The following is a 21,679-nucleotide window of genomic DNA, read 5'->3' on the forward strand; positions in this document are numbered from 1 at the left end:
TGCACTTTCAAACAGGGGCTGGCAGAAATGCCGGCCCCTGTTTCGTTTGGGGCATGACCACGGGATCAACGGGATGATGGGCGGCAATTTCGCATAGAAACCGAGGGTCGCGTTGACATGCGCGTGAGGATGACCATCTTTCACCTTGCAGCAGTGGGTTTGCAGATGCACTCTGCCAAGGACACACAAACGGGGTGTATCGCCCCTTATAAAACCGGAGTTGACGAATGCAGCCAAAGGCCGTTTCCCTGTCGCGTACCGACGCAATATCGCCCCAGATCAAATGGTTGATGATGGGTATGCTGGCGCTGGCTTTTGTCCTGATGCAGGCCGTGGTCGCACTGGCCAAACCCGAAAGCCTTGCGCCGCTTGCGGAAAAGATCAGCCCGTCGGTCGTGAATATCACCACCTCCACCACCGTTGAAGGGCGCACGGGCCCCCGTGGCATCGTGCCCGAAGGCTCGCCGTTCGAGGATTTTTTCAAGGAATTCCGTGACCGCAACAATGGTGGCGAAGCCCCCGCGCCACGCAAATCGTCGGCGCTTGGGTCGGGGTTTGTCATCTCTGAAGACGGGTTCGTCGTGACCAACAACCACGTGATCGAAGGCGCGGACGAGATTACCATCGAATTTTTCACCGGTCTTGAACTGAAGGCCGAAGTCATCGGCACCGACCCCAACACCGATATTGCCCTGCTTAAGGTTGAAGCCCCAAGCGCGCTGCCGTTCGTCAGCTTCGGCGACAGCAATGCCGCCCGCGTTGGTGACTGGGTGCTGGCCATGGGGAACCCGCTGGGGCAGGGGTTTTCCGTCTCGGCCGGTATCGTATCGGCGCGCAACCGTGCTTTGTCGGGCACCTATGATGACTATATCCAGACGGACGCTGCCATTAACCGCGGCAACTCCGGCGGGCCGTTGTTCAATATGGACGGCGAAGTCATTGGCGTGAACACCGCGATCCTGTCGCCTAACGGCGGCTCCATCGGGATCGGTTTCTCGATGGCGTCGAATGTCGTGACGCGTGTTGTGAATCAGCTCAAGGAATTCGGCGAAACCCGTCGCGGCTGGTTGGGTGTGCGTATTCAGGACGTTACCCAGGATGTGGCCGACGCGATGGGGCTTGCCAAAGCGTCCGGCGCGTTGATCACCGATGTACCGGACGGCCCCGCCAAGGATGCGGGCCTGAAAACCGGTGATGTGATCCTCAGCTTTGCAGGGGTCGAGGTTGAAGACACCCGCGGTCTGGTCCGTCAGGTGGGCAACAGCACCGTCGGGGCCTCGGTCCGCGTGACTGTCCTGCGCGAGGGGAAATCCCAGACGCTCAAGGTCAAGCTGGGCCGCCGCGAAGATGCCGAAGGGGCAGGGGCGTCTGCGTCTGAGCCAGAGGATGAGGCAGAGCCCGAAGCGCCTGCGTCAAAGTCGGTGCTTGGCCTGACAATCACGCCGCTGACGGATGATCTGCGTACCGAACTTGGGGCGGATGATTCAGTCGAGGGTCTGGCCGTGACCGAGGTGGACGAGATGTCGGAAGCCTTCGAGAAAGGCCTGCGTGTCGGGGACATCATCACCGAGGCGGGGCAACAGCCGATCCTGTCCATCACCGATCTGGAGGACCGGATCACCGAGGCCAAAGACGGCGGCCGCAAGTCGCTGTTGCTGTTGGTGCGCCGCGCAGGTGACCCGCGCTTTGTGGCCTTGGGTCTGGGCGACTAAATCCGCCCCACATCGCTGGAAAAACACTGCCCCCGTCGGTCCCCGTACCGGCGGGGGTTTTGCGTGGGGCGCGTCTGCACGCTGCCGGTTGTTTCGCATATCGAAAGCCGATAGGATTTACGTCAAATGAAGGACAGCCCCATGCACGACACATCCACGACGGCCATTCGCAGCGATCGGCTGTCTGCGCTGCGCACCCAAATGCTGGCAGAGGCGGAGATTACCAGCGTGCAGAACCAGTCGCTGATCCAAAGCCGCCGCGAACAGATTTGCGAGGCGGCCTTGTCGCTGTTTCTTGAGAAAGGCTTTGCCGCCACCACGATCCGCGACATCTGTGCGCGCTCGGGCGTCAATCAGGCCAGCATCTATGATTATATCGCGAATAAGAACGACATCCTGCGCCGCCTTCTGAACCAGCTGTGGTTCCGCGAAGACGTGTCGACGCTGCCGATCATCCTGCTGGATGAAAACCTGTCACTTGAGGACGCGTTCGAGAAATACTTCCGCGAAAGCTGGTCGATGAAACGGGATGGCACGTTGCTGGCCTATCGGTGCGTGCCGCATATGCAGGCCGAAGACCGCCGCGCCCTGCATGCGCGCGAGTTTGCGGTGATGAAGGATCTGGCCGACCAGCTTGCCCCGCGTCTGGGGATGCATAGCGACGATCAACGGCTTGATATCGTTGCCAATCTGATGGTGTTCCTGTCAGCCTTCGGCCCGATGCGCGACTGGCTGATCCGTGATATCCCGGACGAGGTGATCCTGCGCACGATCTCGGCCGGTGCGGCGGCGATGGTCAGATCGCTTGCGGATCAGGCGCAGACCTAAAGCTTGCGGGCGCGAATGACCGTGTGGTGGCTGACCAGCTCGTAGCCCATCTCGGCGGCGACACGATCCAGCAGCGTCGCGATCTCGGTCCCTGGAATTTCCACCAGATCCCCACTGTCGACATCGACCAGATGGTCGTGGTCCGTGTGGGGCATCATCTCGTAGCGGGCAGGGGCATCATCCAGCACCAGTTTGCGCACCAGCCCCGCGTTTTCAAGCACTGACATCGTGCGATAGACCGTGGCGACTGACACAGTGTCATCCAACCTGCGCGCCTTTTCATACAGGTCTTCCACATTGGGGTGATCGTCGGTTTCCGACAGCAGCGACACGATGGTTGTGCGCTGTGGTGTGACCCGCAGGCCCGCTTCACGCAGCAATTGCTTGTAATCAGCGCTGTGGGTCAAACCGATGTCCTTTCTCGTCTGCCTTCTTGTTACGCAAGATTCATCTTGCCCGCAAGTTTATGCGACCTATTCTTATTTGCATGTTTGACATATGCGACTAATTCGCATTTACACCTAGCGAACGCATTGGTCCTTGGAGGAACAGAATGAGAAAGAATGTGCTGGCGTCGGTTTTTGCCCCGGTTCTTGGTGTTGCGGCGATGGCGGGCGTGCCTGCGGGTGCGGCTGATTTCAAAGTCGTCACGACCTTTACGGTTCTTGCCGATATGGCGCAGCAGGTGGGCGGCGATGCGGCAGAGGTGGTATCGATCACCAAGCCCGGTGCCGAAATCCACGGCTATGAGCCCACCCCGCGCGATATCGTGGGCGCGGTGGATGCCGATCTGATCCTGTGGAACGGCATGAACCTAGAGCTGTGGTTCGAGCAGTTCATCTCGAACCTCGGGGATATTCCGTCGGCAACGCTGACCGAAGGGGTGGAGCCGATCTCTATCGGGGAGGGGGAGTATGAGGGCAAGCCGAACCCCCACGCCTGGATGGGGCTGGATAACGCGCTGATCTACGTCGACAACATCGCGGCAGCTTTTACCGAACACGACCCTGACAATGCGGCGACCTATGCCGCCAATGCCGAAAGCTACAAACAGGAAATCCGCGATACGATCACGCCCCTGCGGGACCGCATTGCGCAAATCCCCGAAGACCAGCGTTGGCTGGTGACCTGTGAAGGGGCGTTCAGCTACCTCGCGCGGGATTTCGGGATGAAAGAGCTGTATCTCTGGCCGATGAACGCCGACCAGACCGGCACGCCGCAGCAGCTCCGCAAAGTCATCGATTCCGTGCGCGACAATGATATTCCGGTCGTTTTCTGTGAAAGCACGGTGAATACCTCGCCTGCAAAGCAGGTCGCGCGGGAAACCGGCGCTGCCTATGGTGGTGTGCTTTATGTCGATAGCCTCAGCACCGCCGAGGGGCCCGTGCCAAGCTATCTGGACTTGCTGCGCGTCACCTCGCAGACTGTCGCGGACGGGCTGGATGCAGGCCTGAAGTAAATGGATACCCCTATGCACCCCGCCCCCACGACGCCCCCAGATGTCAGCCTTGCGCCCGATGCGATCGGCATCAAGGCCACCGATGTGACCGTGACCTATCGCAACGGCCACACCGCGCTTTATGATGCCAGCTTCGAGATCCCGCGCGGTACGATCACGGCGCTGGTCGGGGTGAACGGGGCGGGAAAATCCACGCTGTTCAAGGCGATTATGGGCTTTGTGCCCGCCGCGCAGGGGCAGATCACCCTTCTGGGCAAGACCGTCAAACAGGCGTTGCGAGAAAACCTTGTGGCCTATGTCCCGCAGTCAGAAGAGGTCGATTGGGCCTTTCCGGTGCTGGTGCAGGATGTGGTAATGATGGGGCGCTATGGGCATATGGGGTTTCTGCGCCGTCCCAAAGCCGCCGATCATGCGGCGGTGGACGATGCCCTGCGCCGCGTCAATATGACCGATTTCCGCCATCGCCAGATCGGAGAGTTGTCTGGCGGGCAGCGCAAACGCGTTTTTCTGGCGCGCGCCTTGGCGCAGAACGGGCAGGTGATCCTGCTGGACGAACCCTTTACCGGCGTAGACGTGAAGACCGAGGACCAGATCATCGACCTGCTGCGCGAGTTGCGCGACGAAGGGCGGGTGATGCTGGTGTCGACGCATAACCTGGGCTCTGTCCCGGAATTCTGTGACCGGACCGTCTTGGTCAAGGGCACGGTGCTGGCCTATGGGCCGACGGAAACAGTCTTTACCCATGACAATCTGGAAACGGCTTTTGGCGGGGTGCTGCGGCACTTTACCCTTGGGGGGCAAGACCTGCACGATGATGACGACGGGCGCGAGCTGCGGATCATCACCGACGACGAACGCCCCTTCGTGCATTACGGCGAACGCATCGACACCTCCGAGGACGACACATGATCGACCTGCTGCTAGAGCCGTTCAGCTATGATTATATGTTCAACGCCATGTGGGTGTCCGCGATGGTGGGGGCGGTTTGCGCCTTTCTGTCGTGCTATCTGATGCTCAAGGGCTGGTCGCTGATCGGCGACGCGCTGAGCCATTCTGTCGTGCCCGGTGTGGCGGGGGCCTATATGCTGGGGCTGCCCTTTGCGCTTGGCGCGTTTCTGGCGGGCGGTATGGCGGCGGGGGCGATGCTGTTTCTGTCGGGGCGGTCGGGGCTGAAGATCGACGTGATCATCGGCATCATCTTTACCGCATTTTTCGGCCTGGGCCTATTCATGGTGTCGCTATCGCCCATGTCGGTTAGCATCCAGACCATCATTATGGGCAATATCCTTGCCATCGCGCCGCAGGATATCGTGCAACTGGCGATCATCGGGGTCGTCTGTCTGACCGTGCTGCTGCTGAAGTGGAAAGACCTGATGGTCACCTTCTTTGACGAAAACCACGCACGCTCCATCGGGTTGCGGCCCGAGCTGTTGAAGGCGGTGTTCTTCATGCTGCTGTCGGCGGCGGTGGTGGCGGCGATGATGACCGTCGGGGCCTTTCTGGTGATCGCCATGGTCGTGACGCCGGGGGCGACGGCCTATCTGCTGTGTGACCGTTTCCCGCGGCTGATCATCGTATCGGTGCTGATCGGCACGATCACCAGCTTTCTGGGGGCCTATGCCAGCTATTTTCTGGACGGGGCGACAGGCGGGGTGATCGTCACGCTGCAAACCGCGATCTTCCTGCTGGCCTTTGTTTTTGCGCCCAAACACGGTGTGCTGGCCGCGCGGCGCAAGGCTGCGGCGGCGCTCAAATCCTTGCGAGACGGGGTGGCCCCATGATCGAGACGTTGCTGTTTCCCTTCCAGTTTCCCTTCATGCAGAACGCTTTCTGGATCGTCCTGCTGGTCGCCCCGCCGACGGCGTTGCTGTCATGCTTTCTGGTGCTCAAGGGCTGGGCCTTGATGGGCGATGCGGTCAGCCATGCGGTCCTGCCGGGGATCGTGCTGGCCTGGATTACGGGGCTGCCGCTGATTGTAGGGGCCTTTGCCGCGGGCATGTCCTGCGCGATGCTGACCGGATACCTGAGCTATAACAGCCGGATCAAACAGGACACCGTGATGGGGGTCGTCTTTTCTGGCATGTTCGGGATCGGCATCATCATGTACACCTCGATCACCACGAACCAGCATCTGGATCACGTGCTGTTCGGCAATATGCTGGGCGTCGGCGCGCAGGATCTTTGGACGGCGGGGCTGATCTCGGCCTTTGTGACGGCGTTTCTGGTGCTCAAGTGGAAAGATCTGCTGCTGCACGCCTTTGACCCCGCACAGGCGCAGGCCAGCGGGCTGCACACGGGGTTCTTGCACTATGGGTTGCTGGCGGTGTTGTCGCTGACCATCGTGGCGACGCTGACGGCGACGGGGCTGATCCTTGCGGTGGCGTTGCTGGTCACACCGGGGGCGATTGCCTTTCTGGTGGTGCGCAGCTTTGGCCCGATGCTGATCGTATCTGTGCTGGTCTGCATGCTGTCGATGTTCGCGGGCGTCTACGCCAGCTTCTTTCTGGACAGCGCACCGGCTCCGACAATCGTGTTGATCCTGACGGTGATCTTTGTCCTCGCCTTCATGAACCGTTTGCTGGTGACGCGCCGGACCTCGCGTCAGGCGGCACGGGGGTAGCTTTGAAGGGGAGGGCGGCCTCTAGACCCGCCCGACCTTGAACCCGCGGGACAGATGGTTGCGCATGGCAAACAGCAGCAATGCGCCGGGCAGCATAGAGGTCAGGGTAAAGGCCATCACCATCCCGATATCCGTCTGAAAGCCGAACATCGCGCTGAGCGCCATAGAGATCGGCTTGCCGTTGGTGGTGGTCAGGATGCGGGCAAAGACGACTTCTACCCAGCTGAACATAAAGCAGAAAAACGCAGTCACCGCGATGCCGGGCGCGATCTGCGGCAGCAGGATTTTCCGGATGTAGCGGGGGCGCGAATAGCCATCAAGGAAGGCCGTCTCGTCCATCTCGCGCGGGACGGCGGCGATGAAGCCCTGCAGAATCCAGATCGACACCGGCAGGTTGAACAGACAATGCGCCAGCGCAATGCCGGTGACCGAGTTGACGATGCCAAGCACCGAGAAAAGCTGGAAGATCGGCAGGGTCAGCACCACCGGCGGGGTGATGCGAAAGGCGATGAAGCTGAAGAACAGGTGTTTGTCCCCCAGAAACGACAGCCGCGCAAAGGCAAAGGCTGCGGGCAGGGCGACGGGGATGGTGATCGCGATATTGATCAGCACATAGGCGACGGAGTTGCCAAAGGCCGCGCGCAAGCTCGGGTCGGCCCAGATGGCGCGATAGTTGCGCAGCGTCGTCTCGCCCAAGCTCAGCCCGTCCTGCGCCAGCGTCGCGGTAAAGCTCAGCACCGTCATCTGTACCAGCGGCAGGATGGTAAAGAGGATGAACGCCCCCAACAGCGCCAGTTTGATCACGGGCCATGCCCGACGCGGTATCATCACGGCACACCCGGTTTGGGATCGTCAAGCTTCGCCTGAACCTTGGTAAAGACCCATGCCACCGACAGCACGATCAGAAAATATAGTACCGACCGCGCGGCCGAGGGGCCGTAGTTGAACGCCTTGATCTCCTCGCCCAGATCCACGGCCAGAAACAGGCTGGCCTCCGCCGGGCCGCCGGCATTGATCGGAAAGGCCTCGGTGTAGATCATGAAACTGTCCATGAACCGCAGCAGCACCGCCATGAGCAATACGTGCTGCAAACGCGGCAGCTGGATATGGCGAAACACCTGCCACGGGCGCGCCCCATCGATGGCGGCCGCCTGATAAAGCGGATCGGGGATGGTGGTCAGCGCGCTATAGGCGAGGATGACCACAAGGCTGGTCCAGTGCCACGTGTCCATTGCCAAGATCACAACCCAGGTCAGCACGGCGCTGTCCTTCCACGCGGCGGGCCAGCCGAAGCCCGCCAGCCACTGCCCCAAAATGCCTGTGTCGTCGTTCATCAGGCTCAGCCAGAGCGCAGGGATCATATTCCACGGTACCAGCAGCGGCAGCGACAACACAGCCAAGGCCGCCCCCGCCCAGATCCGTCCGCGCGGGATGCACAGGGCCAGCGCGATCCCCAGTGGGATCTGGATGCACAGCACAAAGGTCGAGAACAGCGCGCTGCGCCCGAAGCTCGCCCAGAAACGCGGTGCGGTGATCAGGTCGCGAAACCATTCGGTGCCGATCCAGAAGCGCGATTGCAGGGTGAAAATCTCGAAAAACGAATAGTTGATGACGGTGACCAGCGGGATCAGCCCGACCACCCCCAGCAAAAGGCAGGCGGGGGCGACAAAAAGCCAGCCGCGCGGGTCATGCTGCTTCATGGGGTGCTGTCCACGTTTTGGTCAGGCCGTCACAACCGAGGTGCCCCAGCCCGCGCATTCCGCCTTCAGCGCATCGGGCAGGTGGTGGTCGGTGAACAGCGTGTTCACATCGCGCAGCGAACAGATCGTCAGCGGGGCCTTGCGCTGGAACTTCAGGTGGTCGGCTACGACCATCACCGTGCGTGACCGTCCGATGGCGGACCGGCTGACCAGCACCTCTTGCCCGTCGAAATCCAGCAGATCGCCATCCGCATCAATGGCAGAACAGCCCAGAACCGAGAAATCGAACTTGAACTGCTTGACCATCTCGGCGGTCAGCCCGCCGACCATGCCGCCATCCGCACGGCGCAAGACGCCGCCTGTCAGGATGATCTCGCAGCTTTGGTTGGCGGCGAGGATATTGGCGATGTTGAGGTTGTTTGTCACCACCAGCAGGTTTTCGTGATGCAGCATTTCCTGCGCGACTGCTTCGGTACTGGTGCCGATGTTCATGAACACCGACGCCCCATGCGGTATAGCCTGCGCGCAATGTTCGGCGATGGCGCGTTTGCCTTCCTCGTTCAGGCGGCGGCGTTCGTCATAGACGATATTCACCACCCCCGACGGGATCACCGCGCCGCCATGCACCCGTTCCAGCTTGCCGCTTTCAGCAAGCTCGGACAGGTCGCGGCGGATGGTCTGCACGGTGACATTATACGCCTCTGCCAGCCCGTCGACGGTGACTTTGCCGTCCTTGCGCGCCAGCTCCAAAATCTCGCGCTGTCTGAAATTTGACATAGATCCCCCCGTCTTTGGCTGGGGATGCTCAAGGTTTCTGCACGCCCGACCAAAACTTACAATCTACGGAAAGCGAAGCACGTCAAGGCCGCGAATCGTGGTATATCGTCTGTAGGGCGCAGAAATGCGCGTCAGGCGAAGGATTAATGCGCCTAAAATCAAGGCTATAGTCGAAAACGAAAAGAAACGAACGTTCGATCTTGAAAAACGAAGGGGCTTGGTGTCTTTTGTCACGACGTCCCGCAAACCGAGCTGCGAGGCGCGAAAATGATGCGGGGAGGCTTCATTGAGCCAGCTTGAAACAGAACACAGCGTCGATCTCTTTGTGATCGGCGGAGGGATCAACGGCTGCGGCATTGCACGCGACGCCGTGGGCCGTGGGTTTAGCGTCGAGCTGGCAGAGATGAACGATCTGGCCTCGGCGACCTCCTCGGCCTCGACCAAGCTGTTTCACGGCGGGCTGCGCTATCTGGAATACTGGGAGGTCCGCCTTGTGCGCGAGGCGTTGATCGAACGCGAAACCCTGCTGAAAGCGATGCCGCATATCTCTTGGCCGATGCGGTTTGTGCTGCCTTATCATAAGGATATGCGGTTCGAGGGGGATACGCCCACCTCAAAGCTTCTGAACGTGTTCATGCCGTGGATGAAAGGGCGTCGCCCCGCGTGGCTGATCCGCTTGGGTCTGTTCATGTATGACAATCTGGGCGGGCGGCAGATCCTCAAGGGGACGACCGCGGTCGATCTGACGCAGGCCCCCGAGGGGGCACCGCTGCAGGACAAGTTCGAAAAAGCCTATGAGTATTCCGACTGCTGGATCGAAGACAGCCGTCTGGTGGTATTGAACGCTCGCGACGCCCAAGCCCGTGGTGCGCGGATCAACACCCGCACCAAAGTTGTTTCTGCCGAGCAGGTCGACGGCATGTGGCAAGTCACGCTGGAACCGAAAGACGGCGGCCGCCAACGCGTGGTACAGGCCAAGATGCTGGTCAACGCCGGTGGCCCGTGGGTGGAAAACGTGATCCGCAACACCGTGCGCATCAATTCCTCGGAAGGGGTGCGGCTGGTGCGGGGCAGCCATATCGTGACGCCCAAGCTTTATGACCACGATAAATGCTACTTCTTCCAAGGCGAAGACGGGCGCATCATCTTTACCATTCCTTACGAGACGGATTTTACCTTGATCGGCACCACAGATGCCGACCATGCGGATGTGTCCGAAAAGCCGGTCTGCACACCCGAGGAGCAGGATTACCTCGTGCGCTTTGCGTCCAAATACCTGAAAAAGCAGATCACCACCGATGATATCGTCTGGACCTACTCCGGCGTGCGCCCGCTGTATAACGACGGGGCGAGCTCTGCCACGGCGGCAACGCGGGACTATGTGCTGAAGGTCGACACATCCGCCGGTGCGCCGGTGCTGAACGTCTTTGGCGGCAAGATCACCACCTACCGCCGATTGGCCGAAAGCGCGCTAGAGAAGATCCAGCCCTATTTCGCCAATGACGCCAAACCCTGGACGGCGGGTGTCGCCTTGCCTGGCGGCGATTTTCCGGTAGACGGCGTGGCGGCGTTGAAACAAGAGTTGCAGGATCGCTACGGCTTTTTGACCCAACGTTGGGCGGATCGTCTGGTCAAAGCCTATGGGCGCGAGGCATTTGATGTCTTGGGCGACGCGCAAACCGCGGCAGATCTGGGGCGTGATTTCGGTGCGACCCTGACCGAGCGTGAGGCCAAGTGGCTGATCGACAAGGAATTTGCCCGCAGCGCTGACGACATCATCTGGCGCCGGTCCAAACTGGGCCTGCGGCTTGACGCGGATGAATTGAACACGTTGGAAGCATGGATGGTGGAAACCACCGCCACGCCCGCCGACAACACTACAGCCGCCACTGGCGCGTGAAGGGGAGAGGAACATGTCGCTCGTTTTGCAAGGCGTGTCCAAGGTCGTAAACGGCCAGACGCATATTCATCCGACAGATCTTGAGCTGCAGTCCGGCACCATGAACGTGCTGCTGGGGCCGACATCTGCGGGCAAGACCTCCCTGATGCGGTTGATGGCGGGGCTGGATGTGCCCAACACCGGCAAGGTGATCTGGAACGGCGAGGATGTCACCGGCATGCGCGTTCAGGATCGCGGTGTGGCGATGGTGTATCAGCAGTTCATCAACTACCCGTCGATGACCGTCTACAATAACATCGCCAGCCCCATGCGGTTGCTGGGCAAATCCAAGGACGAGATCGACAGCGCCGTGCGCAAGGCCGCCGATCTGATGCAGTTGACGCCGATGCTGGACCGCAAGCCGCTGGAACTGTCGGGCGGGCAACAGCAACGCTGCGCGCTGGCCCGGGCTTTGGTCAAGGACGCGGGGCTTGTACTGCTGGACGAGCCGCTGGCGAACCTCGACTACAAACTGCGCGAAGAGCTGCGGGCCGAGATCCCGAAAATCTTTGAAGAAGCAGGGTCGATCTTCGTCTATGCCACGACCGAACCCGAAGAGGCGCTTTTGCTGGGCGGGCACACCGCCACATTGTGGGAAGGGCGCATCACGCAGTTCGGCCTGACCCCCGTGGTCTACCGCCAGCCGGTTGATGCCACGACCGCGCGCGTCTTCTCTGACCCGCCGATGAACTTCCTCAACATCACCAAGGCCGGCGACACGCTGACCTTTGGCGACGGCAACACGGTCTCGACCTTCGGGAACTTCAAGACCGTGGCCGATGGCAGCTATGTTGCGGGCTTCCGCCCCAACCACCTTGAACTGTCCAAGCAGTCTGACGACGCGCTGGAGTTTGCGGGCAAGCTGAACGTGACCGAGATCACAGGGTCGGAAACCTTTATCCACCTTGATCACCACGGTGAAAACTGGGTCGGTCTGGTGCACGGGGTCAAAGACCTCAAGATCGGGGCTCCGCTGAACGTCTATCTTGACCCGACACATGTTTACATCTTTGCCGAAGACGGCACATCCGTGGCCCCCGCATCCTATGCGGCAGCGGCCTGAGGGAGGACCGGACCAATGGCAAAAATCACCCTTGATAACCTGGCGCATTCCTATTTGCCCAACCCCACCAGCGAAGATGACTTTGCGCTGAAAGAGCTGAACCACGATTGGGTGGACGGCGAGGCCTACGCGCTGTTGGGTGCGTCGGGCTGTGGTAAATCCACGTTGCTGAACATCATCTCGGGCCTGCTGCACCCCAGTCAGGGCCGCATCCTGTTCAATGACCGTGACGTGACCAACGACCCCACGACCAAGCGCAACATCGCGCAGGTTTTCCAGTTTCCGGTGGTCTATGACACGATGACCGTGCGCGACAATCTGGCGTTCCCGCTGCGCAACCGGGGGGCAGATGCGGCCTATGTCGCGCAGCGCGTGCAGCAGATCGCGGGGATGATCGGCATGGAAGACATGCTGAACCGCAAGGCGCGCGGGCTGACGGCGGATGCGAAACAGAAAATCTCGCTCGGGCGGGGGATGGTGCGCGAGGACGTGAACGCGCTGCTGTTCGACGAGCCGCTGACCGTGATCGACCCCCATATGAAGTGGGAGCTGCGCACGCAGTTGAAATCACTGCACCATGAATTCGGTCACACCATGATCTATGTGACCCACGACCAGACAGAGGCGCTGACCTTTGCTGACAAAGTCGTCGTCATGTATGACGGCCGCGTTGTGCAGATGGGCACCCCGCAAGAGCTGTTCGAGACACCGCAGCACACCTTCGTGGGCTATTTCATCGGCTCGCCCGGTATGAATGTGCTGGACGCGACGGTGACCGGAGACAAGGCCGTCATTGGCGGCCACGAGATCGACTTGGGCCACGGCTTTGCGCCGCTGGACGGCAAGGTCGAACTGGGCGTGCGGCCTGAATTCACACGGCTTGCCACGGGCGCGGCGGGGCTGCCTGTCACGATCAAGCGGATCGAGGACGTGGGCCGCCACAAGATCGTGCGTGCTGACTTTAATGGCAGTGAAATCAACGTGATCGCCGAAGAAGGCGCCGAGATTTCTCCGGATATGAACCGCATTGTTTTCGACCCTGCCGGGGTGAATGTCTATGCCAACAGCTGGCGCGTTGCGCCGCAGGGGGCCTAAGATGATCCAATCCGCCGCTTTCCCGCTGACCCTCGCTGAAAGGACCGCGTCATGAACAAGACCGTCAATCAAAAGGCCTGGTTCCTTGTGCTGCCCGTACTGCTGCTGGTGGCTTTCTCTGCCGTGATCCCGCTGATGACCGTGGTGAACTATTCCGTGCAAGATACCTTCGGGAACAACCAGTTCTTCTGGGCTGGCCTCGACTGGTTCCGCGAGATGATTGAATCAGAGCGGATGTGGAACGCCTTGGGCCGCCAGATCGCGTTTTCGGTGATCATTCTGGCGATTGAAATCCCGTTGGGGATCTTCGTCGCGCTGAACATGCCCAAGAAAGGGTTCTGGGCCTCGCTGTGTCTGGTCCTGATGTCGCTGCCGCTACTGATCCCGTGGAACGTTGTGGGCACCATCTGGCAAATCTTTGGCCGCGTGGACATTGGCCTGTTGGGCTACACGCTGTCAGCCTTGGGCATCGACTATAACTACACCCAGGATTTCTATGCCGCATGGATCACTGTGATCGTGATGGATGTCTGGCACTGGACGTCGCTGGTGGCGCTGCTGGCCTATGCCGGTCTGCAATCCATCCCCGATGCTTACTATCAGGCGGCCAAGATCGACCAGGCGAGCCGCTGGAAAGTCTTCCGCTATATCGAGCTGCCCAAGATGATGGGCGTTCTGATGATCGCGATCCTGCTGCGGTTTATGGACAGCTTCATGATTTACACCGAACCGTTCGTCGTGACGGGCGGGGGGCCTGGTAACTCTACCACCTTCCTGTCGATCGATCTGGTCAAGATGGCCCTCGGACAGTTTGACCTTGGTCCTGCGGCGGCGTTCTCGATCATGTATTATCTGGTGATCCTGCTGATCTCCTATGTGTTCTACACCGTGATGACGAACCTTGATAAAAGGGATGGCCACTGATGTCCGATCTTGCACAAAAAAGAGGGTTTGCCCTGCCCAAGATCAAGGGCAATGCGATTGTCATGGCGCTCTATCTGCTGTTCTTGCTGCTGCCGATCTACTGGCTGCTGAACATGAGCCTCAAGACCAACACAGAGATCCTCAACAGCTTTACCCTGTGGCCGCGTGATCTGACCTTCGACAACTATATGACGATCCTGACGGATGCGTCATGGTACACGGGCTATCTGAACTCGATGGCTTATGTGGTGATGAACATGGTGATCTCGCTCGCGGTGGCGCTGCCGGCGGCCTATGCCTTCTCGCGCTACAGCTTCATGGGCGACAAGCACTTGTTCTTCTGGTTGCTGACCAACCGGATGGCCCCGCCCGCGGTTTTCGCGCTGCCGTTCTTCCAGCTTTATAGCTCCGTCGGGTTGTTCGACACGCATATTGCTGTGGCGCTGGCGCATTGTCTGTTCAACGTGCCGCTGGCGGTGTGGATCCTCGAAGGGTTCATGCGCGGCGTCCCGAAAGAGATCGACGAGACGGCCTATATCGACGGCTACAGCTTCCCGCGCTTTTTCATCCGCATCTTCACGCCGCTGGTGGCGTCGGGGATCGGGGTCACGGCCTTCTTCCTGTTCATGTTCAGCTGGGTTGAGCTGTTGCTGAGCCGGACGTTGACCAGCGTGGACGCCAAGCCGATTGCCGCCACCATGACCCGTACTGTCGGCGCCGCCGGGATCGACTGGGGCGTGCTGGCCGCGGCAGGGGTGCTGACCATCGTGCCGGGTGCCCTGGTGATCTATTTCGTGCGCAACTACATCGCCAAAGGCTTTGCCTTGGGCCGCGTTTAACAAAGAAAGACCGGAGGAAACACTATGGACTGGATGGCTTGGACTTGGCCCACCGCCGCTTTCTTTGGGATCATCGCGGTGACGCTGATCACCTTTACGATCCTTGCAATCAAATTCCCCGAAGTGCCGCGCGCCGGTATACTGGGGATGGAAACGACGCGCGGTGACCGGTTGTTCATCACGCTTCTGGGCTCGGCCTTTATCAATCTGGCTTGGCTCGGGCTGCTCAGTGCGCCCCAATGGGGGGCATTGGTTGTCTGCCTTTTCTATGCCATCGCGGTTTTCCGCTGGGTTTAGGAAAGGAAAATAAGGGGGGCCGGCCTGCAAGAACCGGACCTCTCAAATGTTCAATTCTAGGGAGGAACATCATGAACTTGCGCTTAAAGGGAACGACTGCGATCGGGCTTGCGGCTTGCATGTTTGCCGCACCTGCGTTCGCCGACATGGAGGCCGCAAAGGCTTTCCTTGATAAGGAAATCGGCGATCTCTCCGCGCTGTCGCGGGAAGACCAGGAAGCCGAACTGCAGTTCTTTATCGACGCTGCAAAACCGTTCGAGGGCATGTCGATCAACGTCGTGTCCGAGACAATCGGCACGCACACCTACGAATCCACCGTTCTGGCCCCCGCTTTCGAAGCGATCACCGGCATCAAGGTCACCCATGACCTGATCGGCGAAGGTGACGTTGTCGAAAAGCTGCAAACGCAAATGCAGTCGGGCGAGAACATCTATGACGCCTATATCAACGATTCCGACCTGATCGGGACGCACTGGCGCTATCAGCAAGCCCGCAACCTGTCCGACTGGATGGAAGGCGAAGGCAAGGCCGTGACCAACCCCGGTCTCGACCTTGAAGACTTCATCGGCCTGTCGTTCACGACCGGCCCCGATGGCAAGATCTACCAGCTGCCCGACCAGCAGTTCGCGAACCTGTACTGGTTCCGCTACGATTGGTTCAACGACGAACAGAACAAAGCTGATTTCAAAGAGAAATATGGCTACGATCTGGGTGTTCCGGTCAACTGGTCCGCATATGAGGACATCGCCGAGTTCTTCACCGGTCGCGACCTGTCGCGTCTTGGCGTCGAAGGCGAAGTCTTTGGCAACATGGACTACGGCAAGAAAGACCCGTCGCTTGGCTGGCGCTACACCGATGCGTGGCTGTCGATGGCCGGTGCCGGTGACGTAGGCGAGCCAAACGGTCTGCCTGTCGACGAATGGGGTATCCGCGTCAACGAAAACTCGCAGCCTGTGGGGTCTTGCGTTGCACGTGGCGGTGCCACAAACGGGCCAGCTGCGGTCTATGCTGTGACCAAAGCGATCGAATGGCTGCAGAAGTATTCGCCTCCGGCGGCTGCGGGCATGACCTTCTCTGAGGCGGGCCCAATTCCGGCGCAGGGCAACGTGGCCCAGCAGATGTTCTGGTACACCGCCTTTACCGCCGCGTCGGTAGAGCCTGACCTGCCCGTGATGAACGAAGATGGCACGCCCAAGTGGCGCATGGCACCTTCGCCCCACGGTGCATATTGGACCGAAGGCACCAAGATCGGGTATCAGGATGCCGGGTCGTGGACGCTGATGAAATCCACGCCGGTCGACCGTGCACAGGCCGCATGGCTCTATGCGCAGTTCGTCACCTCCAAGACTGTGGACGTCAAGAAAAGCCACGTTGGCCTGACCTTCATCCGTGAATCGTCGATCCAGCACGAAAGCTTTACAGAGCGTGCACCGAAACTGGGTGGTCTGGTTGAATTCTACCGTTCGCCAGCGCGCGTTCAGTGGTCGCCAACGGGTACCAACGTGCCTGACTATCCAAAGCTGGCGCAGCTGTGGTGGCAGAACATCGGCGACGCAATGTCCGGTGCGAAGACACCTCAGGAAGCGCTGGATGCCCTGTGCGCTGATCAGGAAAAAGTCCTGATCCGTCTGGAGCGTGCCGGCGTTCAAGGGGACATTGGCCCCAAGATGAACGAAGAGCGTGATCCAGAGTACTGGCTGTCCCAGCCCGGTTCGCCCAAAGCGAAACTGGAAAGCGAAGACGAAGAGCCACAGACCATCGCCTATGATGAGCTGATCAAATCCTGGCAGTAAGCCATTCTTTCCGGGGCCGGTTCGCTGGCCCCGGAACCTTTGATTTTCCAACAACGCCGACATCCGTCATTGCCCTGACATCTGGTCGGGCCTGCCGACCCTTGCTAGGATACGGCACCATCTGACGGTTGCTACACTTCCAAAGGGACGCGCATGACGTATATCCTTGCCATTGACCAAGGCACCACCTCCACACGGGCCATCGTTTACGATGACACGATGACGTCGATTGCCAGCGCCCAGGAAGAATTCCCCCAGCATTTCCCCCAGTCCGGCTGGGTTGAACATGATCCCGATGATCTGTGGCGCACCACGCAGGCGACCTGCCGCGGGGCGATCGACAAGGCAGGGATCACGGCAGGCGATATCGCCGCCATCGGCATCACCAACCAGCGCGAGACCGTTGTGGTCTGGGACAAGGAAACCGGCCGCCCGATCTATAACGCCATCGTCTGGCAGGACCGCCGCACCGCCAGCCAGTGCCGCACCCTGCGCGACGCGGGCCACGAAGAGATGTTCACCGACCGCACCGGCCTGCTGCTGGACCCATATTTCTCGGGCACCAAGCTGGCGTGGATATTGGACAATGTCGAAGGCGCGCGCGACCGTGCCGTCAAGGGCGAGCTGCTGTTCGGCACCGTCGATTGCTTTTTGATCTGGAAGCTGACCGGTGGGGCCTCGCATGCGACGGATGCCACTAACGCCGCGCGCACCATGCTTTACGATATCCGCAAAGGCCGGTGGAGCCGTTCGATCTGTGACCTGCTCGACATCCCGATGGAGATGTTGCCAGAGGTCAAGAATTGCGCCGATGATTTCGGCAGTACCGATCCCGATGTTCTGGGCGCTGCCGTACCGATCCACGGGGTCGCGGGCGACCAGCAGGCGGCCACGGTGGGGCAGGCGTGTTTCGAGCCTGGGATGCTGAAATCCACCTACGGCACGGGCTGTTTTGCGCTGATGAACACAGGCGATACGCCGGTGCGGTCGGAAAACCGGCTGCTCACTACTATTGCCTATCAGTTCGATGGCAAGCCGACCTACGCGCTTGAAGGGTCGATCTTTGTCGCGGGGGCCGTGGTGCAATGGCTGCGTGACGGGTTGCAGATCATTCAGGATTCGGCCGAGACGCAAGGGTTGGCCGAACAGGCGGACCCGCATCAGAACGTGGTGCTTGTCCCTGCCTTTGTCGGGCTGGGTGCGCCCTATTGGAACCCCGATTGTCGTGGCGCGGTCTTTGGGCTGACCCGTGGTACGGGGCCCGCCGAAATGGCCCGTGCGGCGCTGGAAAGCGTCGGCTACCAGACGCGTGATCTGCTCGAAGCGATGTCCGCCGACTGGAAAGCCGATGGCGTGCAGCCCACCTTGCGCGTCGATGGCGGCATGTCTGCCAGCGACTGGACCATGCAATTCCTGTCCGACATCATCGCCGCCCCCGTTGACCGGCCCACCGTGCATGAAACCACCGCCCTCGGGGTCGCGTGGCTTGCGGGGATGCACGCGGGCGTTTATCCTGACCAGGAACAGTTCGCGAAATCGTGGACACAGGAAACCCAATTCACGCCGAAAATGGACGATGACCAGCGCGACGCGAAATATGCGCTCTGGAAAAAGGCCGTTGACGCGACCCTGAATTTTTAAGGAACTCCCCATGACAGCCCCAACGCTTCGCCGGTATCTGACCCAAAACAGCTTTGACCCCGATCTGGTGTTTCTGCTGGAAGACATCGCATCGGCGTCGCGACTGATCGCTGGTCTCGTGCGTCGTGGTGCATTCGAGGGCAACCTTGGTGCCGCCGGAGAGATCAACGTGCAGGGCGAGGCGCAAAAGACGCTCGATATCATGGCCAATGATGTGTTCGAGCGTGAGTGTGCCAACAGCCCGCGTGTCGCCGCACTTGTGTCGGAAGAGGTGGAAGAGGTCACTTGGCTGAAAGAGCCGCAAAAGGGCGACTACCTGCTGTATTTCGATCCGCTGGACGGGTCGTCGAACCTTGATGTGAACCTGTCGGTGGGGTCGATCTTCTCGGTCATGCAGGTGCAGGCCGATGGTGACCGCAACGTGCTGCACAACGGCCGTAACCAGATTTGCGCGGGCTATGCGATCTACGGTCCCTCGACCATGTTTGTGGTGACCAAGGGTGACGAGGTGGCAGGCTTCAGCAGCGATCCCGACACCGGCGAATTCAGCCTGACGCACCCCAAGATGACCGTGCCCGCCGAGACCTCGGAATATGCGATCAACACCTCGCGCGCACGCTATTGGTATGCCCCCGTCAGCCGCTATGTGGACGAGGCCGTCGCGGGCAAGGAAGGCCCCCGTGGCCGGTCGTTCAACATGCGCTGGACCGCGTCCATGGTCGCGGATGTGCACCGTATCCTCACGCGTGGCGGCGTCTTTCTGTACCCCGCTGACAGCAACAACCAGAAAACCGGCGGCAAGCTGCGTCTGATGTACGAGGCGAACCCGATGGCGATGGTGATCGAAGCGGCAGGCGGTGCTGCGTCGACGGGGCAGGGCGCGATCATGGATGTCGCCCCCACGGCACCGCACCAGCGCGTTCCGGTGATCCTTGGCTCGCGCGACGAGGTTGCCGTGCTTGACAGCTACCACAAAGACGCCGCTGACAGCTAAGCCGATGTTCTCGTTCTTCTCTCCGCAAGCGCTGCATTTCGGACGTGGACAGGCCGCGCAGACGGCCACGCTGGCCGCTGGCTTTGGGACGCGTTTGCTGATCGTGCACGGGTCCAATGCAGCGCGCGCGGCTTGGTTGGTCGAGGATTGCCGCGCCGCTGGTCTGTCGGTCACCACACAAAGCTGCGGGTCCGAGCCGAGCCTGCCTGCGTTGGAGGCCGCACTCGCCAGTGTGTCCGCAGATCGGCCGGATGTGGTTGTCGCACTTGGCGGCGGATCGGTGATCGACTTTGCCAAGGCGCTCGCGGCGCTGATCCCCTGCGCGGGGGCACCGCTGGACTACCTCGAAGGGGTGGGGGGCGGTAAACCGCTCGACCGCGCACCTTTGCCGATGATCGCGCTGCCGACCACGGCGGGCACGGGGGCAGAGGTGACCAAGAACGCGGTGATTGCCGTGCCGGAACACGGGGTCAAGGTCAGCCTGCGCGATGCGCGGATGATTCCCGATATCGCCATCGTGGATGCCGGTCTGATGCAGGGCGCACCGCGCCGCGTCACGCTTGCGGCGGGGCTCGATGCGGTCACGCAGGTGATCGAACCTTATCTGTCGGTCAAAGCGACGCCGATGACGGATGCGCTGTGTCAGGCGGCGATCCCCAAGGGCCTGGCCGCCCTGCGCGCCGTGGTTGAACAAGACGCAGCGGAAACGTGGGACGACATGGCTTGGGTCAGCACCTGCGGTGGCCTGGCCTTGGCGAATGCGGGGCTGGGGGCGGTGCATGGCTTTGCCGGTGTGATCGGCGGCCAGACCGGTGCCCCCCACGGAGAGATTTGCGGCGCGCTTCTGCCCGCGGTGCTGGCGTCTCACTTGGAAAAGGCAGAGGCAGGCACGCAAGTTCACACGCGCCTGGTGTGGGTGCTTGGCCTGATCGACAGCGCCTTCGGCGTCGAAAACGGGGCCGGGATCACTGCCCTGCGCGATTGGTCCCGTCAGATGGGGCTGCGCACGCTGGCGGAAATGGGACTGAACCCCGAGGATCACGCAGAGGTGGCGCGCCTCTCTGCCGGTGCATCCTCGATGAAGGGCACGCCCTTCGCGCTGACGCAGGACGAACTGATCGCCATCCTGCGCGCCTGACGCCTATCGGGGCGGGTTACAGACCCAGCGATTTGCGCAGCATGTTCAGCGCCACGAGGATCAGGAAGACCGCGAACACCCGTTTCAACGGTTTCGGGTCCATCGCATGGGCCAGTCTAACCCCCAGCGGCGCGGTGATCAGCGTCATGGCGATGACAATGGCAAAGGTGGGCAGGTTCACCGCCCCCACCGTCAGCGGCGGGCTGTTGGGCGCGGCATCAACCAGCAGGAACCCGATGACAGAGGGCACGGCGATCAGCACGCCAAACCCCGCAGCCGTCGCCACGGCACGGTGGATCGGCACGTTGAACAGGCTCATCAGCGGCACGCCGAAACTGCCCCCGCCGATCCCCATCAGCACCGATAGAAACCCGACAGAGGGTGACAGCGCCGCGCGCGCGGCCCCACGGGGCATCGCCTGTCCCAAGCGCCAATGCGCCCGCCCAAAGGCCATGTATAGCCCGACGACCAGCGCCAGCCCGCCAAAGATGCCCTGCAAGACGCTCGTGCGCAGCTGTGCCACCACCAGCATCCCGATGATGGCCCCTATCACGATCCCCGGTGCCCATGTCTTGAGGATCGCCCAATCGACCGCGCCCTTTTTATTGTGGCTGTGCACCGACCGCAGCGAGGTCACGATGATCGTCGCCAGCGAGGTTGCCAGACACATCTGCATCAGCTGCGGGCTGTCATAGCCAAGCGCTTGGAACGCATAGAAAAACGCGGGCACCAAGACGATACCGCCACCGACCCCCAGCAGCCCCGCCAGCACACCGGCAAAGGCACCGATGGCCATGATCATAAGGACAATCTGCAGAAGGAGGGTGGGGTCTTGCATGGGGGCGATCCTGAATGTCGTG

The 21,679-nt window shown here is 60.8% G+C and carries 21 protein-coding genes; 16 read left to right on the plus strand and 5 right to left on the minus strand.

Annotated features, from left to right (window positions below):
• Nucleotides 1-227: 227 nt before the first annotated feature.
• The gene (locus ABM428_RS07110) at nt 228-1,712 is read left to right on the plus strand and encodes a DegQ family serine endoprotease (protein WP_037943900.1); all 1,485 of its coding nucleotides are present in this window, start codon (nt 228-230) and stop codon (nt 1,710-1,712) included.
• A 141-nt stretch (nt 1,713-1,853) separates the two neighbouring features.
• Nucleotides 1,854-2,540: a TetR/AcrR family transcriptional regulator gene (locus ABM428_RS07115; RefSeq protein ID WP_240790782.1), complete on the plus strand. Its 687-nt coding sequence runs from the start codon at nt 1,854-1,856 to the stop codon at nt 2,538-2,540.
• Here ABM428_RS07115 and ABM428_RS07120 read toward each other — a convergent pair.
• Complete coding sequence (locus ABM428_RS07120; protein WP_005852561.1) at nt 2,537-2,947, minus strand: Fur family transcriptional regulator; 411 nt, start codon at nt 2,945-2,947, stop codon at nt 2,537-2,539. The two genes, ABM428_RS07115 and ABM428_RS07120, sit on opposite strands and share 4 nt — an antisense overlap.
• A gap of 200 nt (nt 2,948-3,147) precedes the next feature.
• On the opposite strand from ABM428_RS07120, the gene ABM428_RS07125 reads away from it, so the two are divergent.
• Genes ABM428_RS07125 through ABM428_RS07140 form a run of 4 tightly spaced genes read left to right on the plus strand, consistent with a single transcriptional unit; the run spans nt 3,148 to nt 6,619 of the window.
• Nucleotides 3,148-3,999 (plus strand): metal ABC transporter substrate-binding protein, encoded by an 852-nt coding sequence (locus ABM428_RS07125; protein WP_353628342.1) that lies wholly within the window; start codon nt 3,148-3,150, stop codon nt 3,997-3,999.
• A gap of 12 nt (nt 4,000-4,011) precedes the next feature.
• The gene (locus tag ABM428_RS07130; RefSeq protein WP_353628343.1) at nt 4,012-4,908 is read left to right on the plus strand and encodes a manganese/iron ABC transporter ATP-binding protein; all 897 of its coding nucleotides are present in this window, start codon (nt 4,012-4,014) and stop codon (nt 4,906-4,908) included.
• Nucleotides 4,905-5,780, plus strand: a complete 876-nt coding sequence (locus ABM428_RS07135) for a metal ABC transporter permease (RefSeq protein WP_005852566.1) — start codon at nt 4,905-4,907, stop codon at nt 5,778-5,780. Before ABM428_RS07130 ends, ABM428_RS07135 begins: the two co-directional genes overlap by 4 nt.
• Nucleotides 5,777-6,619: a metal ABC transporter permease gene (locus ABM428_RS07140; protein WP_353627775.1), complete on the plus strand. Its 843-nt coding sequence runs from the start codon at nt 5,777-5,779 to the stop codon at nt 6,617-6,619. Before ABM428_RS07135 ends, ABM428_RS07140 begins: the two co-directional genes overlap by 4 nt.
• Before the next feature lie 21 nt (nt 6,620-6,640).
• Here ABM428_RS07140 and ABM428_RS07145 read toward each other — a convergent pair whose 3' ends face one another.
• The 3 genes from ABM428_RS07145 to ABM428_RS07155 are packed head-to-tail and all read right to left on the minus strand — an operon-like array spanning nt 6,641 to nt 9,096.
• The gene (locus tag ABM428_RS07145) at nt 6,641-7,447 is read right to left on the minus strand and encodes a carbohydrate ABC transporter permease (protein ID WP_353628344.1); all 807 of its coding nucleotides are present in this window, start codon (nt 7,445-7,447) and stop codon (nt 6,641-6,643) included.
• The gene (locus ABM428_RS07150) at nt 7,447-8,319 is read right to left on the minus strand and encodes a sugar ABC transporter permease (protein WP_341205358.1); all 873 of its coding nucleotides are present in this window, start codon (nt 8,317-8,319) and stop codon (nt 7,447-7,449) included. Before ABM428_RS07150 ends, ABM428_RS07145 begins: the two co-directional genes overlap by 1 nt.
• A 21-nt stretch (nt 8,320-8,340) precedes the next feature.
• Complete coding sequence (locus ABM428_RS07155; protein ID WP_005852573.1) at nt 8,341-9,096, minus strand: DeoR/GlpR family DNA-binding transcription regulator; 756 nt, start codon at nt 9,094-9,096, stop codon at nt 8,341-8,343.
• A 286-nt stretch (nt 9,097-9,382) separates the two neighbouring features.
• Between ABM428_RS07155 and glpD the strand changes: the two genes are divergently transcribed.
• From glpD to ABM428_RS07205, 10 genes are all read left to right on the plus strand, one after another.
• Nucleotides 9,383-10,996, plus strand: a complete 1,614-nt coding sequence (gene glpD, locus ABM428_RS07160; protein ID WP_132996822.1) for a glycerol-3-phosphate dehydrogenase — start codon at nt 9,383-9,385, stop codon at nt 10,994-10,996.
• Between the two features lie 13 nt (nt 10,997-11,009).
• On the plus strand, nt 11,010-12,098 hold the full coding sequence (locus tag ABM428_RS07165; protein WP_074635682.1) for an ABC transporter ATP-binding protein: 1,089 nt from the start codon (nt 11,010-11,012) through the stop codon (nt 12,096-12,098).
• A 15-nt stretch (nt 12,099-12,113) separates the two neighbouring features.
• On the plus strand, nt 12,114-13,193 hold the full coding sequence (locus ABM428_RS07170; protein ID WP_005852578.1) for an ABC transporter ATP-binding protein: 1,080 nt from the start codon (nt 12,114-12,116) through the stop codon (nt 13,191-13,193).
• A 51-nt stretch (nt 13,194-13,244) separates the two neighbouring features.
• Nucleotides 13,245-14,117 (plus strand): carbohydrate ABC transporter permease, encoded by an 873-nt coding sequence (locus ABM428_RS07175; protein WP_037943909.1) that lies wholly within the window; start codon nt 13,245-13,247, stop codon nt 14,115-14,117.
• Nucleotides 14,117-14,956, plus strand: coding sequence for a carbohydrate ABC transporter permease (locus tag ABM428_RS07180; protein WP_009826627.1), 840 nt, complete (start codon nt 14,117-14,119; stop codon nt 14,954-14,956). Before ABM428_RS07175 ends, ABM428_RS07180 begins: the two co-directional genes overlap by 1 nt.
• A 24-nt stretch (nt 14,957-14,980) precedes the next feature.
• The gene (locus tag ABM428_RS07185) at nt 14,981-15,253 is read left to right on the plus strand and encodes a DUF2160 domain-containing protein (protein ID WP_005852584.1); all 273 of its coding nucleotides are present in this window, start codon (nt 14,981-14,983) and stop codon (nt 15,251-15,253) included.
• A 71-nt stretch (nt 15,254-15,324) separates the two neighbouring features.
• Entirely contained in the window at nt 15,325-17,046 is a 1,722-nt protein-coding gene (locus tag ABM428_RS07190) for an ABC transporter substrate-binding protein (protein WP_037943910.1), read from the plus strand.
• A 153-nt stretch (nt 17,047-17,199) separates the two neighbouring features.
• The gene (gene glpK / locus ABM428_RS07195; RefSeq protein WP_132996821.1) at nt 17,200-18,687 is read left to right on the plus strand and encodes a glycerol kinase GlpK; all 1,488 of its coding nucleotides are present in this window, start codon (nt 17,200-17,202) and stop codon (nt 18,685-18,687) included.
• A gap of 10 nt (nt 18,688-18,697) precedes the next feature.
• A complete protein-coding gene (locus ABM428_RS07200) occupies nt 18,698-19,681 on the plus strand; it encodes a class 1 fructose-bisphosphatase (protein WP_009826630.1) in 984 nt (327 codons plus the stop codon).
• 4 nt (nt 19,682-19,685) lie between these two features.
• Nucleotides 19,686-20,819, plus strand: a complete 1,134-nt coding sequence (locus ABM428_RS07205; RefSeq protein ID WP_132997191.1) for an iron-containing alcohol dehydrogenase — start codon at nt 19,686-19,688, stop codon at nt 20,817-20,819.
• Nucleotides 20,820-20,835: 16 nt separating this feature from the next.
• Here the strand turns inward: ABM428_RS07205 and ABM428_RS07210 are convergent, their stop codons facing one another.
• Nucleotides 20,836-21,657: a sulfite exporter TauE/SafE family protein gene (locus ABM428_RS07210; RefSeq protein ID WP_037943915.1), complete on the minus strand. Its 822-nt coding sequence runs from the start codon at nt 21,655-21,657 to the stop codon at nt 20,836-20,838.
• Between the last annotated feature and the right edge of the window lie 22 nt (nt 21,658-21,679).

Source organism: Sulfitobacter sp. TCYB15, from assembly GCF_040435955.1.
GTDB classification, from domain to species: Bacteria; Pseudomonadota; Alphaproteobacteria; order Rhodobacterales; family Rhodobacteraceae; genus Sulfitobacter; species Sulfitobacter pontiacus.

Bases quoted from the DNA above. Each gene is read 5' to 3' on its own strand.
- ABM428_RS07110 (WP_037943900.1), top strand. From the start codon at position 228: ATGCAGCCAAAGGCCGTTTCCCTGTCGCGTACCGACGCAATATCGCCC.
- ABM428_RS07115 (WP_240790782.1), top strand. From the start codon at position 1,854: ATGCACGACACATCCACGACGGCCATTCGCAGCGATCGGCTGTCTGCG.
- ABM428_RS07125 (WP_353628342.1), top strand. From the start codon at position 3,148: ATGGCGGGCGTGCCTGCGGGTGCGGCTGATTTCAAAGTCGTCACGACC.
- ABM428_RS07130 (WP_353628343.1), top strand. From the start codon at position 4,012: ATGCACCCCGCCCCCACGACGCCCCCAGATGTCAGCCTTGCGCCCGAT.
- ABM428_RS07135 (WP_005852566.1), top strand. From the start codon at position 4,905: ATGATCGACCTGCTGCTAGAGCCGTTCAGCTATGATTATATGTTCAAC.
- ABM428_RS07140 (WP_353627775.1), top strand. From the start codon at position 5,777: ATGATCGAGACGTTGCTGTTTCCCTTCCAGTTTCCCTTCATGCAGAAC.
- ABM428_RS07145 (WP_353628344.1), bottom strand. From the start codon at position 7,447: ATGATACCGCGTCGGGCATGGCCCGTGATCAAACTGGCGCTGTTGGGG.
- ABM428_RS07150 (WP_341205358.1), bottom strand. From the start codon at position 8,319: ATGAAGCAGCATGACCCGCGCGGCTGGCTTTTTGTCGCCCCCGCCTGC.
- ABM428_RS07155 (WP_005852573.1), bottom strand. From the start codon at position 9,096: ATGTCAAATTTCAGACAGCGCGAGATTTTGGAGCTGGCGCGCAAGGAC.
- ABM428_RS07165 (WP_074635682.1), top strand. From the start codon at position 11,010: ATGTCGCTCGTTTTGCAAGGCGTGTCCAAGGTCGTAAACGGCCAGACG.
- ABM428_RS07170 (WP_005852578.1), top strand. From the start codon at position 12,114: ATGGCAAAAATCACCCTTGATAACCTGGCGCATTCCTATTTGCCCAAC.
- ABM428_RS07175 (WP_037943909.1), top strand. From the start codon at position 13,245: ATGAACAAGACCGTCAATCAAAAGGCCTGGTTCCTTGTGCTGCCCGTA.
- ABM428_RS07180 (WP_009826627.1), top strand. From the start codon at position 14,117: ATGTCCGATCTTGCACAAAAAAGAGGGTTTGCCCTGCCCAAGATCAAG.
- ABM428_RS07185 (WP_005852584.1), top strand. From the start codon at position 14,981: ATGGACTGGATGGCTTGGACTTGGCCCACCGCCGCTTTCTTTGGGATC.
- ABM428_RS07190 (WP_037943910.1), top strand. From the start codon at position 15,325: ATGAACTTGCGCTTAAAGGGAACGACTGCGATCGGGCTTGCGGCTTGC.
- glpK (WP_132996821.1), top strand. From the start codon at position 17,200: ATGACGTATATCCTTGCCATTGACCAAGGCACCACCTCCACACGGGCC.
- ABM428_RS07200 (WP_009826630.1), top strand. From the start codon at position 18,698: ATGACAGCCCCAACGCTTCGCCGGTATCTGACCCAAAACAGCTTTGAC.
- ABM428_RS07205 (WP_132997191.1), top strand. From the start codon at position 19,686: ATGTTCTCGTTCTTCTCTCCGCAAGCGCTGCATTTCGGACGTGGACAG.
- ABM428_RS07210 (WP_037943915.1), bottom strand. From the start codon at position 21,657: ATGCAAGACCCCACCCTCCTTCTGCAGATTGTCCTTATGATCATGGCC.